The sequence below is a fragment of the Streptomyces sp. ATCC 21386 genome, from assembly GCF_018728545.1.
Classification (GTDB): Bacteria; Actinomycetota; Actinomycetes; order Streptomycetales; family Streptomycetaceae; genus Streptomyces.
In genome coordinates, this window is sequence record NZ_JAAVVL010000001.1 from 213808 (window position 1) to 227445 (window position 13638).

Here is a 13638-nt window from a genome sequence, read left to right on the forward strand (position 1 = left end):
CGCCCGGCTGGATCGAAGAGACGGCACGACGGGCGCCGGACGGCCGCTCGGTGACGGTGCCAGGAAACCCACGGGGCCCCACAGCGCGCCGGAATCCCGCACCGCTCTGGTTCTCCGGGCGGCGCCCCCTGACGTCCGGGAACAGGTGCACCGGCCGCGGGGTGCGCGTGACGTGAGCGTCACGACCCGGCGACGGCGTGAGAGCGGTCGGCGGCTGATGAAGGATCCGTGAGCGCGGTAGGAGAAGGCCGCTCGACCGTGCCAGGGCGCCGAACGCGGGTTCACCAACAGTCCGGTGGGGGACCCGTTCCGTCGACGGGAGGGACGGCACAACCAGGGAGTGATCATGCAGTGCTACGACTGCCTCGCTGACGATCAGGCGACGACCGCGGTGGCGGTGTGCGCTTCCTGTGGTGCCGCACTGTGCAGGGAGCATGTGCGCGCGGAGCACAGGGAGATCCGGCAGCTGGTCGGTATGGGCAAGGCCACCCACGAGCCTTCGGCGCGAAGGCTCGTGTGCGGTATCTGCCACGAGGCGGAGAGCCCGCCCTCCGCGCCGGAGAACTGAGACCCGGTCGCGTATCACGGCGCGAACCGTCCGCGTACCACTGCGGCGGCGACTCGGCGCGTTCTGCCGCGCCGATCAGCATGCCTGTGGGCGAACCCTGGCCCCAGGAGCCGCTCAGGGGGCGGTCGTGTCGGGGGCTCGGTGCTCTGTTCCGGCCGGCGAGGGTACGTACCGCTCGCAGAGCGGGTTGCGACAGGGGTCCTCCGACCATACGGGGACGTAGACGCCCATGGTCTTGTGTCGCTTCACCTCGGAGTGCACGGGGTGCTCGCACACGGGGCAGATCCGCTTCGGCGGTCCGGGTGCCGGCGTGGCTTCGCGCTGCCTTTCGCTTCCCATAGTCATATTTTATGGCACATTTAGTCCTCTTTGGGGTTTTCTTGGGTCTCCGGCTTCGCGGGAGGTGTCGACGGAGGCCGCAGCACACTGAGCACCACGGAAGCGGCCAGCACGGTGGCGATCACGGCCAGACTGAGCAGCGAGGGGACCTCGGGGACGGCGGTGCTGATCGTCTCGTGGGACGCCTGGAGGACCAGCTTGACGCCGATGAACGCGAGGATGAGCGCGAGGCCCTTGCTGAGGTAGTGGAAGCGGTCGAGCAGGCCGGAGAGCATGAAGTAGAGGGCGCGCAGACCGAGGATGGCGAAGGCGTTGCTGGTGTAGACGATGAAGACGTCGCTGCTGACGGCCAGCACGGCGGGGACGCTGTCGACGGCGAAGACGAGGTCGGCCGCCTCGATCGCGGCGACGACGGCGAGCAGCGGGGTGGCGACGCGTCGGCCCGCCTCCCTGACGAAGAACCGGTTGCCCGCGTAGTCGTCCTGGACGGGGACGACCTTGCGCAGGAGGCGGACGGCGAGGCTACGGCCGGGGTCGAAGCTGTCCTCCTCCTCTCTGAGGATCTTGTACGTGCTGTAGAAGAGGATGGCGGCGAACACGAACAGGACGACGGTGAAGCGGCTGACCACGGCGACACCGGCCGCGAGGAAGATCCCCCGGAAGACCAGCGCGCCGAGAACTCCGAGGAACAGCACTCGGTGCTGGTAGGCGCGCGGCACTTTGAAGTAGCCGAAGATCAGCGCGAAGACGAAGAGGTTGTCGACCGACAGGCTCTTCTCCAGCAGCCACGCCGTCGTGTACTCGACACCGGCGGTCGTGCCGACCACGAGGAAGACGACGGCGCCGAACAGGACCGCCAGGCCCACCCAGACCCCGCTCCACGCGGTGGCCTCACGGAAGCCGATGACGTGCGCCTCCCGGTGCGCCAGCAGGTCGACCGCCAACGACACCAGCACGGTGACGGCGAACGCGATCCACAGCCAGAACGGCACGTCGTGCACGGATCCGCCCCTCTGCGCGATCGACCGGAAGATCGCTTTCAAGTCTGGAACACATGAAGGTGTTTGTCGCTCCGGCCTGGTCCGCACGGCTGTCTCAGCGTGCCGTCGTAGGTAGACCGCTCCGTCGACGCGGCGGACCGCCTCGAAGGCCACCCCGCCGCCCTCCACCTGCGGATCCTGTCCACCATGACCGAGATGTCCGCCGAACGGAACTCCACCCTCATCTTCCCGCTGCCGACGGAGACCCTCCGCCTCGTGCACATGCTCCGGCAGCCCCAGGCCCCGCTCGATGCGGGGCGCCCGGACATGATGGAAGAGGACTCGGAGGTGGTCGGCATGAACCCGAGAAGAGATGAGGCCCACATCCTCGCGCAGCTCGAACGGCACCTTGCCCAGGACGATCCGGCCCTGGCCGCGACCATGGACGCGCTCAACGACCAGTTCGTCGAGACACCCGAGGAAACGGACCGAGCCGAAAGGGCCGATGGCGAGGAGAAACATCACCACCCCGCAGAGCACTCCATCGGCAGGGAGGACGAAGAGGAGACAGGAGAACAGGAGGAGGGGAAGAGGCGCCGGGACTGGCGGGTGACGGCCGCCACCGTGTTCGCCGTCATCGCGCTCGTGGGCCTCTTCATCTCCGCGCTGCTCAAGTACGATCCCGACAACCCGGGCCGGGAGAACCCCCCTCGCGGCCCTGGTACGAGCGTGACCGAGCAGAACGAGCGCCGCGCCCCGCCGAGGACGTCGCGTCGCCAACGCCTCCGGGGTCCCGGCGACATCGGCACACCGACCGCGCGGCAGCACCTGAGCCTCCCAGCCTGCCGCGACGGCAACCGCCGCATCGGCCAGGGCCGTCTCGGAGCGCTCCTTCATAGCAGACGCCGCGCGCGGAGTCCGAGCCGCTCGCGCAGCGACGGCCACGGCAGATGAACGAACGCCTGGGCTCGGTCGGTTCTCGGCCCGGCCGGGCTCAGGCGCTGCGTCGCGTTTCGTCAGTGGTCGTTCACGTTCCACGCAGTGTGCGCACGGTGAGGAAGCCCGCGCCCACGATCACGACGACCGCCCCCGCGAGGAGGGCCAGGGCCGAGGTGCGGCCGAGCCCGAGGAACGCGTCGTCCTCGACCGTGTCCGAACCCGTGCCCGTGTCCGAACCCGTGTCGGGTGGCTGAAGGCTCAGCTTTTGGCAGGCGGCTGCGGACTTGGCGGTCGCGGCGCCCTTCGCGACCTCGAACTGGAAGGCGCTGCTCTGGGTGTCTCCGTCGGCGGAGGTGATGGTGTACGTGAGGGTGTTGACGCCGGTGGGCAGGCCCGTGACCGCGGCGCAGGTGACGGAGTCGTCGGCCACGACCGGCTTGCCGACGGGCACGGTGGCGCCGTCGGGGCCGACCAGCCCGATCTTCGGTGTGGTGCCGGACTTCAGCCGGCCGAAGGTCAGCGAGACGACCTCGGCACCAGGGCCGACCGTGTCCCCCGGTCCCGGTGACGCGTCCTCCAGTGCGGTGTGGGCGCGGGCGGGCGTGCCGCCGAGGAACAGCAGCACGCCCACGCAGCCCGACAGGACCGTCGTCGCCCTCAGAACTCGAAGTCCGCGCATGCGATCCGGTTGTCCTGTGCCTCGGAGGGGTGGACGACGATCGCCTTGGCGTCCTCGCCTGTCTTCCTGTCGTTGTTCACCGTCGTCATTCCCATGCCCGACTTGTCGGCGGTGAACATCAGATGCACCTCGTTCGGTGGCGTCGTCGCACCGCCCTTCTCGAACTGGAAGTGGTCCCCGCCGTTCTTCGCCGAGCACGACTGGGCGTGCAGGTGCGACATGTAGGTGGCCCCCGGCTTCAGACCGCTCAGGGACACCGTGACCGTGGTGCCCTTCGGGCCCTGCGCCAGCCACGCGGAGCCCTTGACGTCGTCCATGCCCGGCGGGCGGGTGTCGAGCAGCTCGAAGGTGCCCTTCACCACGTCGGCGTCGGGGATCTTGTCGGCGGGGGTGGCCGACGGGTCACCCATCGCCATGTCCTTCATGTCCTTCATGCCGTCCATGCCGGACATCTCGTCCGTGCTCTTGGACGGCGACGCGGACGCCGCCGTGCCGGCTGCGGCGTTCGATGTCTTCTCGGAGGATTCGCCGCCGCAACCCGACAGCAGGGCGGCTGTGCAGGTGACGGTGAGGCAGGTGACGGCGAGAAGGGTGCGTGGGCGGCGGCGTGTGGCGGCTGGGGGTGTTGTGCGGTGGCTCATGGGGTGAACTCCCGGTTGTGGAGCGTGGACGGGACGGGCCGACGCGCGTAGGGGCACGCAGACCGCTCGCCTGTCTCCGACCACGACCGAATGTCACCGGATCGGGCGTTTCAGGGCCCTGCGGCGAGTGGTGGGGCGGGAGACGGGCGGCTCAATGGCATGCGTTCCCGCGGTGGTCCCCTGCGGACGACGGCGTGTCTCAGCGCGGCGGTGACGGGCCGACGGCTCTCCTCGTCGCCGACGAGGGCCCCGCGAGACGGAACCTCGTGCCGGGCCGCCGTACGGAAGAGCACCCGATAGACCCGGCGCAGCGGCGCGACCACGACGGCGGCCAGAGCCCTGGCGATCCGATGGACGGCGGCCTCACCCCGCCACAGCCATACTCCGCACGCGACGGCGGCCACCAGATGCGCCAGCAGCATCCCGAGGGAGCCGCCATGCGTCGCGGCGGACCACAGTGACTCGTCCGCGGGCGTCCCCATCGCCTCGGAATGCGCTCCGGCGTGGTGCATGGCCATGCCGGAGTGGGAGATGTCCACTCCGTGGCTCGTGCCGGAGCGGACGCCCGCCGCTGCCGGTCCCCCCACTGCCGCGTTCGACGTCGGTGTGAGCTCGGGGGACAGGCTGAACAGCAGGTGCAGCAGGCCCTGCGCCACGACCGTGGCGCCCACGACCGTGGCGGCACCGCGTTCCCGGCCGGTAAGCCACCACGCGCCCGAGGCGGTTGTGGTGAACGCGGCACCCATCGCCCACCAAGGCAGAGTGTCGCCGGAGATCAGCGCATGCCCGAGTGCGGTGGCCACGACGCACACGGCCGCGAACACGGCTGCCTCTACCGGGCGCAGGACGCCGACGCTTCCTTCGCCGCCGCGCGTCACACGGCACTCCCGACCCGCTCCACCGCCGAGGTGGTGCATCCGGGGCATCGGGCAACTCCTTGGTGCTGGCTGGCTTCCCGTCTCTTACGGGCCGCCGGACGCGAGCGTTCAGATGGGGGTGCGCTTCGGGTACCGCGCTCCGGTCCGGTGGCCCCCCCGCCCGGTCTCACGGGGCGATGGTCACCTTCTTCTCGACGGTGACCTGGTCGATGTCGGAGACACGGACGGTGGCCCGCATCGTCCAGGTCCCGGGGAACGGGAGCGCGAGGGTGTCGCTGCCCCAATAGCCGCTCTGGTCGACGAGTTCGGCGTCGAGCGGGCCGACGTGCCGCGCGGACTGGGTGAAGGTCAGGCGCAGTTCGGGGATGGCGATGAGACCGCCGTCGGCACCGAAGACCACGGCCTCGACGACGTTCCGGCCGACCCGGCCCGGCTCCAGGGTGATCTGCACCCTGCCGCGTCCGGCGGGAGCCCCGGTGTCGAACGGGACCACGCTCAGGTTCACCACTGGCTGCTCGGAGGCAGCGGCGGCCTCGGTGGCGGCCCGCCCCGGCCGGCTGCCCGTCAGCACGGTCGTGAGAGCGAGGACGACGACGCCGATCACCACCTCCGCGAGCACGGACCTGCGCAGGCCGCGCCGCCGAGACTCAGGGTCGGTGCCGGTCTCGGTTCCGGTGGCGTCGTCCGGTCCGGGACCGACGCCGGGTCCGGGGTCCGCCCCGATCGCCGGCACCGACAGCGGGGCCCGGTCGTCGCCGCCCACCGCGGCCGGCACCGGTTCCCGCCGGGGCAGCCGCGTCAGCCGCTCGGTCCAGCTCCGGGAGTACGACGCCGCCAGCACCATGAGGATCACCGCCCCGGTCTTCAGGGCGAGCGTCCTGCCGTAGGGCGTGGTGAACGCCTCCCACGAGCCGAGCCCGCGCCAGGACTGGTAGACGCCGGTGGCCGCCAGCACGGCCACCGCACCGAGAGCTAGCCGCGAGAACCGGCCTACGGCGGCGGACGGGAGCGAGTCGCCGGCGGGCGCGCGGTAGAGCGTGAGCAGCAGCGCGGCCAGCCCGCCGAGCCATACGCTCATGGCGAGCAGGTGCAGCACGGAGGAGGGCATCGCCACCGGCACCTGGATCCCCGTGGAGGCGTGCTCGGCCGCCGCCCAGGTCGCGGCCAGAGCGACGGCGAGGGCGGTGCCCACGACGGCCGTACGGCGGTCGGCCCGCCCCTCGGACCGGCCGCGTGTCAGGAGCAGGGCCACCAGGAGCAGCAGGGCCAGGCGGACCAGTAGCGCGATGCCCGGGCGGCTGCCCGCAGTGCTCCACAGCAGCCGGGGGTCGAACACAGCGGCCGGTCCGTCCCCGCTCGCGTACGGTCCGCGCACGAGCAGCAGCGCGGCCGTCGACAGCGCCAGCGCCCACCATCCGACCAGAAACGGCCCACGCACGACCCGCGCGGCCGTGGCTCCGGGCCGGCAGACGAGGACGAACACGGCGGTGCCGATCAACAGGGCCAGGCCCCCGTAGGCGACGTACCGGCCGATGCCGTACAGCACCTCGACGGACGGGTCGACAGCCGTCTCCGCGGAGGTCTCGGCGCGTGTCTGCGAGGGTGCGCCGACAGCGAAGGTGAAGGCACCGGAGATGGCGTGGCCGTCCTCGGAGAGCACCCTCCAGGAGACCGTGTACGTGCCCTCCTCCAGGCCGTCGGTCAGTGGCACACGCGCGGTGTTCGCTCCTCCGTCCGCGTGCTCGGGATCGCCCGCGGTCACCGGGCGGCTCTCGGGGTCGAGGACGCGGACGGAGTCCTCCCTGAGGGCGACGGATTCGTTGAAGGAGACCGTGACGTGTTCGGGCGCCGTCTTCAGCACCGAGCCCTCGCGTGGATCGCTGCCGGTCAGCACGGCGTGCGCCGAGGCGGGCGCAGCGCTGCCCAGCAGGACACCGGCGAGTACGGCGACCACCAGCAGCAGCGCCCTGCCCCCACGCCCGCCCTGCTGCGTCAGCCGTCGTTCCGGCAGTCGTCGTTCCACGTCACGCCTCCCGGACGGCTCGGTCCGCGGCGCGGGACCTTCCGCGCGTGCGGAGAGTCGAGGTGTCATCCGGGCGGCGTGATCGTGGCGTTGGGAGTCGCGGCAGTGGTGGGCCACCTGGTGGGGGCCTGCTCGGACTGCTGCGAGATGGAGTCGTCCTGCTCGTCGTACGAGCTGCCTGGGGCCGTCAGGAGGGCGAAGAGGCCGAGGACCAAGGTGATCGCGGAGGCCGTGCCGAGCACGCGACCCGCACGGTGGCGCCTCGCCCGGCCGTCCAGGTCGCGCCAGGGCGGGCCGGGCCACGGGTCTGCCGACTGCCAGAGTTCCCCCACTGCCTCGGCCTCGTACGGCGAGACCGATTCGCCGTGGACGGGGGGTGGTTCCGCCTTGGGCCCCGGCCACTCACGCGGATCGGGGAAGTGCCGGGGCGGCGCTGGGGCCGTACGCTCCCGGGCGGAGAGCTCCCTGGGCGCGGTCCGCCGTATCGCGGGTTCGCTGTCGGTGAGGAACCGCTGCCACACCTCGTCGGGAACGGGCGGCGTGCGGTCTTCCCCGTCCGGTGTCCCGCCGCCGTAAGGCGGTTGAGCGGCCACTGTTCCCCCTTCCCGTTCTTCGGCTGTGCCGACCCGACGGCGGATCCGCTGGCGGGGGCGTCCGGCTGCCGACGCGCTGACCCCCCACCGGGTTTCTGCCGTCGTCACTCCTGGTACCGGGTGGCAGCCGGCTGCCGGACGGCCCCCGCTCGATCATTGCACAGTACAAAATGAGATCGCCACCGGTGGTTCTTACAAGACCCTGACGTGGAAGCCGAACCCCTTCAGCCACCCCTGTCCCGTCGGTAACTCTGGCTGCGCCCGCCACCGTTCCGGGGTGGCGGATAGGCAGGAGGAGCACAGAGATGAGCAGGCACACCAGGCGCAGGTCCTCGTTACAGGTTCGACTGACGGTCGCCGGAGCCGGTGTCCTCGCCACCGTCGCGGCCGTGGCCACCGTGACCGTCGCGTCGGCGGGGGAGACCGGGCGCCGGTACACGGGTTCACCGGCGTCGACCGGGGCCGACCACGCGGTGTTCGTTCAGGGCAACGAACTCGCCGGCAACACCATCCACGCCTTCAAGCGCGGCGACGACGGCAAGCTGACCGCGGCCGGCCGTTACGCCACCGGCGGCGAGGGCGGCGACCAGGTCGACGCGCCCACCGACTCGCTCGCCTCCCAGGGCTCCCTCGTCTACGACGACGCCTCCGGGCTGCTGCTGGCGGTCAACGCGGGCAGCGGCACGGTGACCTCGTTCCGCGTCCATGGGCAGAAGCTGACGGACCGTCGCGTGGTGGACTCGGGCGGCGACTTCCCGGCCTCGATCGCGGTGCACGGATCCGTCGCCTACGTCATGAATGCCGGCGGCGAGGGCAGCGTCCAGGGCTTCCGGATCACCGCCGGGGGACTCAAGCCCCTGCGCGGCTCGCAGCGTTCCCTGGGGCTGGACAACGACACGGTGCCGTTGTTCAGCAGCTCGCCGGGGCAGGTCGCGTTCACTCCCGGCGGCCGTGAACTCGTCGTCACCACCAAGTCCGCGAACACCATCGAGGTGTTCCCGATGCGGCGCGACGGGCGCCCGGCCGGGCGGGCTGTCGTCAACCGGTCCGCCGGGGAGGTGCCGTTCGCAGTCACCTTCGACAGGGCCGGGCGGATGCTGGTGGCCGAGGCCGCGAAGTCGACGGTCAGCGCGTACAAGGTGCGCTCCGACGGCCGCCTCGAACTGGTGCAGAAGCCGCTGCCGAACGGCCAGGACACGCTGTGCTGGCTGGAGCGCGCGGGCGACTTCTTCTACGGAGGCAACACCGGCAACTCCACCGTCACCGGCTACCGCATGGACCGCCGGGGCCGTCTCGCCCTCACCAATGACGTCGGCATCGCCACGCCTCCCTCGGTCAAGTCCCAGGGGGTGATCGATCTGGCGGTGACCGAGGACGAGAGGTTCCTGTACGTCCAGAACGCCGTCTCCGGCACGGTCGACGGCTTCCGTATCGGCCGGAACGGCTCACTCACCAAGGTCACCACCGCCACCGGACTGCCCGCCTTCGCCGAGTCCGGCATGGAAGGCATCGCCGCGGTGTAGGGAAAGCGGCCACCGCGGTGGGCGGCGCCCCCGGAACGACTCCGGGGGCGCCGCCCGGCCGGACCGCGCGGTGGTCGACGGCCGGTCCGCCCCGCCGTCACCGGCGTGCGGTGGCTTCTCACCTCAGGGGACAGGAACTCAGCGGTAGCCGTCCGAGGCATCGAGGCGTACGAACGGGATGGTGCTGCCGGCCGTCAGGAAGGCGGTCTCGCTTCCGTCGGAGGGCAGGCCCATGAACGCGCACAGCCGGCGGGCCGTCCGCGGATGCCGGCGGGAGTAGTCCGCCATGATCTCCGCCCCGGCCTCCGGCGGGAGGAAGTGCGCGGTGACGGTGTGGTGGCGGTTGCCGAACTGGACGACGGTGTGCGGGTGTCGGCAGAGGTTCTGGTACCAGTCCGACGCGGGGCCGAACCCGGCCGCGACGGTCCAGCTGCCGCATTCGCTGTCGTACGCCACCACCTCCAGGACCGTGCGGCGGTCGAGCCCGCTGACCCGGCCGATGTGGTGCAGCAGGAGCAGCCGCTTACCGAAGAGGGGAGCGAGCCCCGCCGTGAAGAGAAGGATCGGCAGCCGCAGCGGCACCCGCCGCCATCCGGCGGGACGGCGAGGGCGGCGCGGGGCGGAGTCCTGGTGTGTCGTCATCGGCGTTCTCCGTCGGTCCCGGTCGGTCCCGGTCGGTCCCGGTCGGTCCGGTGTCGCCTCCGGGCCTCGATTGGGTAAAGGCTCGTGGTGAGGGCCGGTCCACGACCAGACTCTTGCATAGTCTAAAGGTGAGGGGAGGGCGCCGGGTCGAGCGGCTCTCCAGGGTTCGCCACACCGCTGGAGTACGCCATGACCGGGAAGAAACCGCCGCAGAGCGCCACGTTGCTGTCGTGGATGCCGGGCGGGGTCATGGCGGTGGTGACCGTCGTGGACGTCGTGGTCGGGCCGGGGGTCGGACTGTTGCCGTTGGTGTCGCTGGGGCCCGCTTTCGCCGGACTGGTCGGCGGCTGGCGCCGCACCGCGCTGACGGGTGTGGCGGCGCTCGTACTGTGCGTCGGGCTCGGAATCTACGACGGGCTGTTCGCGGAACGCCGGGGATTCGCCGCGCTGGGGTCGGTCGTGGGTGTCACCGGCGCGGGGATCGCGGCGGCCGTGACGCGCTCCCGGCGGGAGGCGGAGCTGGCCGGCGTGCGCTCGATCGCGGAGGTGGCGCAGCGCGTACTGCTGCGGCCGGTGCCGCTGACGGCCGGACCGCTGCAGGCGGCGGTGTCGTACACCTCGGCCGTGGCGGAGGCACGGATCGGGGGCGATCTGTACGAGGTGGTCGCCTCGCCGCACGGGATCCGGGTGATCGTGGGGGACGTGCAGGGCAAGGGGCTGGCCGCCGTGGAGACGGCCGCGGTGGTACTCGGCGCGTTCCGTGAGGCGGCGCACGACGAGCCGGACCTGGTGGGGCTGGGGGAACGGCTGGAGCGGAGCGTGGAACGCGAGTTGGAGGGTGAGAAGTTCGTCACCGCGATCCTCGCCGAGATCGGCTCCGACCACGAGGCGGTCCTTCTCAACTACGGCCATCCGGCCCCGATGCTGGTACGGGACGACGGCACCGCGGACTTCCCCGAGCCGCCCGCTCACACGCTGCCGCTGGGGCTGGGCGCGCACGGCGACGCCGGGCCGCGGCCGTACCGGGTGGGGTTCGCCCCAGGCGAGCAGTTATTGCTGTACACCGACGGTGTCACCGAGGCGCGGGACGAGGACGGGCACTTCTATCCACTCGCCGAACGGGCAGCTCTGCTCAAGGACCCCGACGCGCATGCCGCGCTCGACGCGCTTCGCCGCGATGTGCGGGGCCACGCCGAGGGACCGCCCCACGACGACGCCGCCATGCTGCTGCTCCGCTACCGCGGACACGGGAACGGCCGGGGGACCCGGGTACCGAGATGAACCATGGAAGGGTCATGGGAGTGGAAAATCTGTTCCTATGAGCTGAGCGTACGGCGCCCGCGGCGAGGTACAAAGGTCGCATGGTGCAACGTGAGGCCCCGGCCGGGGACATGGACGATGTCGACGTGGTGACCCGTGCGGTGCTCACCGCGTCGAGACTCTTGGTCGCCGTCTCCGCCCGGTCGCTCGCCGAGGTGGAGGAGCGGGTGACGCTGCCCCAGTTCCGCATGCTCGTGGTGCTCTCCACGCACGGGGCCACCAAGCTGGTCACCCTCGCCGACCTCCTCCAGGTCGCGCCGTCCACCGCCATGCGCATGGTCGACCGGCTCATCGCCGCCGGGCTCGCCGACCGGCAGACCAATCCCAGCAACCGCCGTGAGACCGTGCTCCAGCTCACGGAGGAGGGGCGACGCACCGTCGAGGACGTCACCGGCCGCCGTAGGACGGAGATCGCCGGGATCGTCGAGCGCCTGTCACCGGACCAGCGGTCCGCCCCCGTGGACGCGCTCACCGCCTTCAACGAGGCCGGCGGCGAACCGCTCGCCCCGGCCGCGGGGGGCGACACGGAGCTGTATCCCCTGGGCTGGGTGGACTCCGTCGTGCCCAGGGGAGCCTGACCGCACCCGCGGCCACGGCCCCAGCTCCTTCGGTCGGTTCCGGCCTTTGGCCGGCCTGATCGTACTGTTCCTCCCTCTTGGCTCTTTTGCATAATGCAAGGGGGCTGTGGGGATGTCGTGACGTCCTGGATCATCACACGGGTGGCGCGGCTCCGAACATCGGGAGACGACCGGGGAGGAGCGGCGGGTGCGTCGACCCCCTCGACCGCGGCCGGACAGCCGTACGGGCCTGGCGGCCCATGTGACGGCCTTTGTGTGGGGACCCGCGGAGTTCGTCGGTCCGCCGCCGCGTTGGCTGCTCGCCGAAGGGATCCTTGTCGGTGCCCTGGCGGTGAGCACCATCGTCGGAGTCGGGATCGCCGGGGTCTGGACCGGGCATCCGGCGCTGGCGGCCGGTGAGGGCGGACTGGTGATCGTAGGCGCGCTCGCCCTCTACCTCGTGATCACCGGCGCGGGCCGCGCGCTCGTCGGCATTGCAACCATGCTCGGGCTGTGCCTGGCGCTGCTCACGCCTCAGGTGGCCGGCTGGCTGGTGCTGACCCAGCGGGGTGAGGTGCGGCCCGCGGTGGTGACCCTGGTCGAGGGCGGGCCCGGAACCGGCACCGAGAGCGGACGGTACCTGTGCTCCGTGGCCGACCGGGCCGGGGCTCCCCTCTCGACACGGATCTGGCGAGGATGTGCGGGCTCGACCAGGCCGGGGGACGCCCTGACGGTCGTGTTCGACCCGAAGGGAGCGGTGCCGCCACGAGGTGTGGCACCGGGTACGGACCGTGGCCCGCTGCTGGGGGTGGCTGCGGTGGCGCTCGCGCTCGTCGTCGGGTGTGCGCTTGCCGTCGTACGGTCCTTCCGGCTTGATCCGCCTTCCTGAGGCTCCTGAGGCTTGAGGAGCCCTTCGTCGAACGCGAGCCTCCTGGCCGGGTGCCGCTCGGCCCCGGTCGCCCGTCTCTCCGGTGGCAGGCGCGGGGCCGGGCCGACCCGTCACGGTGGGGCTCCGCGTCATTCCTCGCCGGCGGATGCCGACGCCGAAGGGCTGGGGGGAGCGGTCGGGGCGGCCGTGTTCACGTCCAGGTCCGGTCGAGGGGTCAGGACGACCATGGGAGCGCCGGGCTGGGGCACGGGCGGGGTGGCCTGCTCCTTCGGCAGCTTCGGTGGATTGGTCTGCTGGTAGTTGACGTTCTCGTGATTGACCAGGCCGGTCTTCTCCAGCACGGTGATGTGGTCGAGCACGGTGTCGTTGGCGAGGTCGGCGAGCTGGCGCACCAGGGTGTTGCGGGTGCTGGCGCGGATCTTGGCGATGGCCGGGAAGATCTGGCCGTGCGTGACGCGCATGATCTGCACGGCGGTGGAGTCGAACTCCTTGCCCTGGGCCGCGTCCACGGTGGCCACGAACTGCTGTTGTTGCGGACTCGCCTGGTTGTTGAGCGTGATGCCCAGTTCCGGGGCGATCTTGCGGCACATCTCGTCGAGGCCGGCGTGCCCGACGACCAGGTGCTCGCCGGCCTCCTTCATTTCCGGGGTCGTACCGCGTTCCATGGCCATCTCTCCCAGCGGGTACTCCCACAGCCCTGCCGAACGCACCTTGATCACGAAGTCCCGGTCTGCCTCCGTCAGCGGACCGAACGGCGTGTTGGCGATGATGCGCTCGGTCGAGGTGGCCGTCTTCTCGACGCCCAGGATGGCGGGGTAGGCGAGCGCGACGACGGTCATCAGCAGGCCGCCGCTCATGAAGATGGCTCCTGCGGTACGGGGGATGCGCATGGTTCCTCCTGGCGTGCGGGCTCTGGCCCGGGTCGGGGCGCGAGCGCGGGCATCCGCCGGGGAGCGGATTCGGTCGCCAGGAGGTACGGACGCCGGCCACGGATGAATCATTGCGCTGGGCAAAAATTGCATGAGGGTGACGTGATGTGTATCACATGTGGATTGCAGGTTGAGCAG

Annotated in this window: 14 protein-coding genes; 6 read left to right on the plus strand and 8 right to left on the minus strand. The window is 71.3% G+C overall.

All coding sequences use genetic code 11. The annotated features are described in order from the left end of the window. Positions 1-346: 346 nt before the first annotated feature. Complete coding sequence (locus tag GWK25_RS01005) at positions 347-568, plus strand: DUF2180 family protein (RefSeq protein ID WP_215447934.1); 222 nt, start codon at positions 347-349, stop codon at positions 566-568. 359 nt (positions 569-927) lie between these two features. On the opposite strand, the gene GWK25_RS01010 is transcribed toward GWK25_RS01005, so the two are convergent. After that, positions 928-1908, minus strand: coding sequence for a TerC family protein (locus GWK25_RS01010; RefSeq protein ID WP_215447937.1), 981 nt, complete (start codon positions 1906-1908; stop codon positions 928-930). A gap of 186 nt (positions 1909-2094) precedes the next feature. Here GWK25_RS01010 and GWK25_RS43125 point away from each other — a divergent pair, with 186 nt between their 5' ends. Then, complete coding sequence (locus tag GWK25_RS43125; RefSeq protein ID WP_251828641.1) at positions 2095-2841, plus strand: DUF3040 domain-containing protein; 747 nt, start codon at positions 2095-2097, stop codon at positions 2839-2841. 73 nt (positions 2842-2914) lie between these two features. On the opposite strand, the gene GWK25_RS01020 is transcribed toward GWK25_RS43125, so the two are convergent. From GWK25_RS01020 to GWK25_RS01040, 5 genes are all read right to left on the minus strand, one after another. Then, positions 2915-3505, minus strand: a complete 591-nt coding sequence (locus GWK25_RS01020) for a copper resistance protein CopC (RefSeq protein ID WP_215447940.1) — start codon at positions 3503-3505, stop codon at positions 2915-2917. Beyond that, entirely contained in the window at positions 3484-4146 is a 663-nt protein-coding gene (locus GWK25_RS01025) for a superoxide dismutase family protein (protein ID WP_215447943.1), read from the minus strand. Before GWK25_RS01025 ends, GWK25_RS01020 begins: the two co-directional genes overlap by 22 nt. A 110-nt stretch (positions 4147-4256) precedes the next feature. After that, positions 4257-5072 (minus strand): hypothetical protein, encoded by an 816-nt coding sequence (locus GWK25_RS01030; RefSeq protein ID WP_251828642.1) that lies wholly within the window; start codon positions 5070-5072, stop codon positions 4257-4259. 118 nt (positions 5073-5190) lie between these two features. Then, positions 5191-7116 (minus strand): copper resistance protein CopC, encoded by a 1926-nt coding sequence (locus GWK25_RS01035; RefSeq protein WP_215447946.1) that lies wholly within the window; start codon positions 7114-7116, stop codon positions 5191-5193. Next, positions 7113-7640: a hypothetical protein gene (locus tag GWK25_RS01040; RefSeq protein ID WP_215447948.1), complete on the minus strand. Its 528-nt coding sequence runs from the start codon at positions 7638-7640 to the stop codon at positions 7113-7115. The genes GWK25_RS01035 and GWK25_RS01040 overlap by 4 nt, the downstream gene beginning before the upstream one ends. A 305-nt stretch (positions 7641-7945) precedes the next feature. On the opposite strand from GWK25_RS01040, the gene GWK25_RS01045 reads away from it, so the two are divergent. Next, the gene (locus GWK25_RS01045; RefSeq protein ID WP_251828643.1) at positions 7946-9163 is read left to right on the plus strand and encodes a lactonase family protein; all 1218 of its coding nucleotides are present in this window, start codon (positions 7946-7948) and stop codon (positions 9161-9163) included. Between the two features lie 138 nt (positions 9164-9301). Here GWK25_RS01045 and GWK25_RS01050 read toward each other — a convergent pair whose 3' ends face one another. Continuing rightward, a complete protein-coding gene (locus GWK25_RS01050; RefSeq protein WP_215447950.1) occupies positions 9302-9805 on the minus strand; it encodes a nitroreductase family deazaflavin-dependent oxidoreductase in 504 nt (167 codons plus the stop codon). Positions 9806-9994: 189 nt separating this feature from the next. Here GWK25_RS01050 and GWK25_RS01055 point away from each other — a divergent pair, with 189 nt between their 5' ends. From GWK25_RS01055 to GWK25_RS01065, 3 genes are all read left to right on the plus strand, one after another. Then, positions 9995-11086 carry a PP2C family protein-serine/threonine phosphatase gene (locus GWK25_RS01055; protein ID WP_215447951.1) on the plus strand — a complete coding sequence of 364 codons (1092 nt, stop codon included), beginning with the start codon at positions 9995-9997 and terminating at the stop codon, positions 11084-11086. An 80-nt stretch (positions 11087-11166) separates the two neighbouring features. Next, on the plus strand, positions 11167-11703 hold the full coding sequence (locus GWK25_RS01060; protein WP_215447952.1) for a MarR family winged helix-turn-helix transcriptional regulator: 537 nt from the start codon (positions 11167-11169) through the stop codon (positions 11701-11703). A 187-nt stretch (positions 11704-11890) separates the two neighbouring features. After that, the gene (locus GWK25_RS01065; protein WP_308404147.1) at positions 11891-12571 is read left to right on the plus strand and encodes a hypothetical protein; all 681 of its coding nucleotides are present in this window, start codon (positions 11891-11893) and stop codon (positions 12569-12571) included. Positions 12572-12699: 128 nt separating this feature from the next. Here GWK25_RS01065 and GWK25_RS01070 read toward each other — a convergent pair whose 3' ends face one another. Beyond that, the gene (locus GWK25_RS01070) at positions 12700-13461 is read right to left on the minus strand and encodes a DUF4142 domain-containing protein (protein ID WP_215447954.1); all 762 of its coding nucleotides are present in this window, start codon (positions 13459-13461) and stop codon (positions 12700-12702) included. Between the last annotated feature and the right edge of the window lie 177 nt (positions 13462-13638).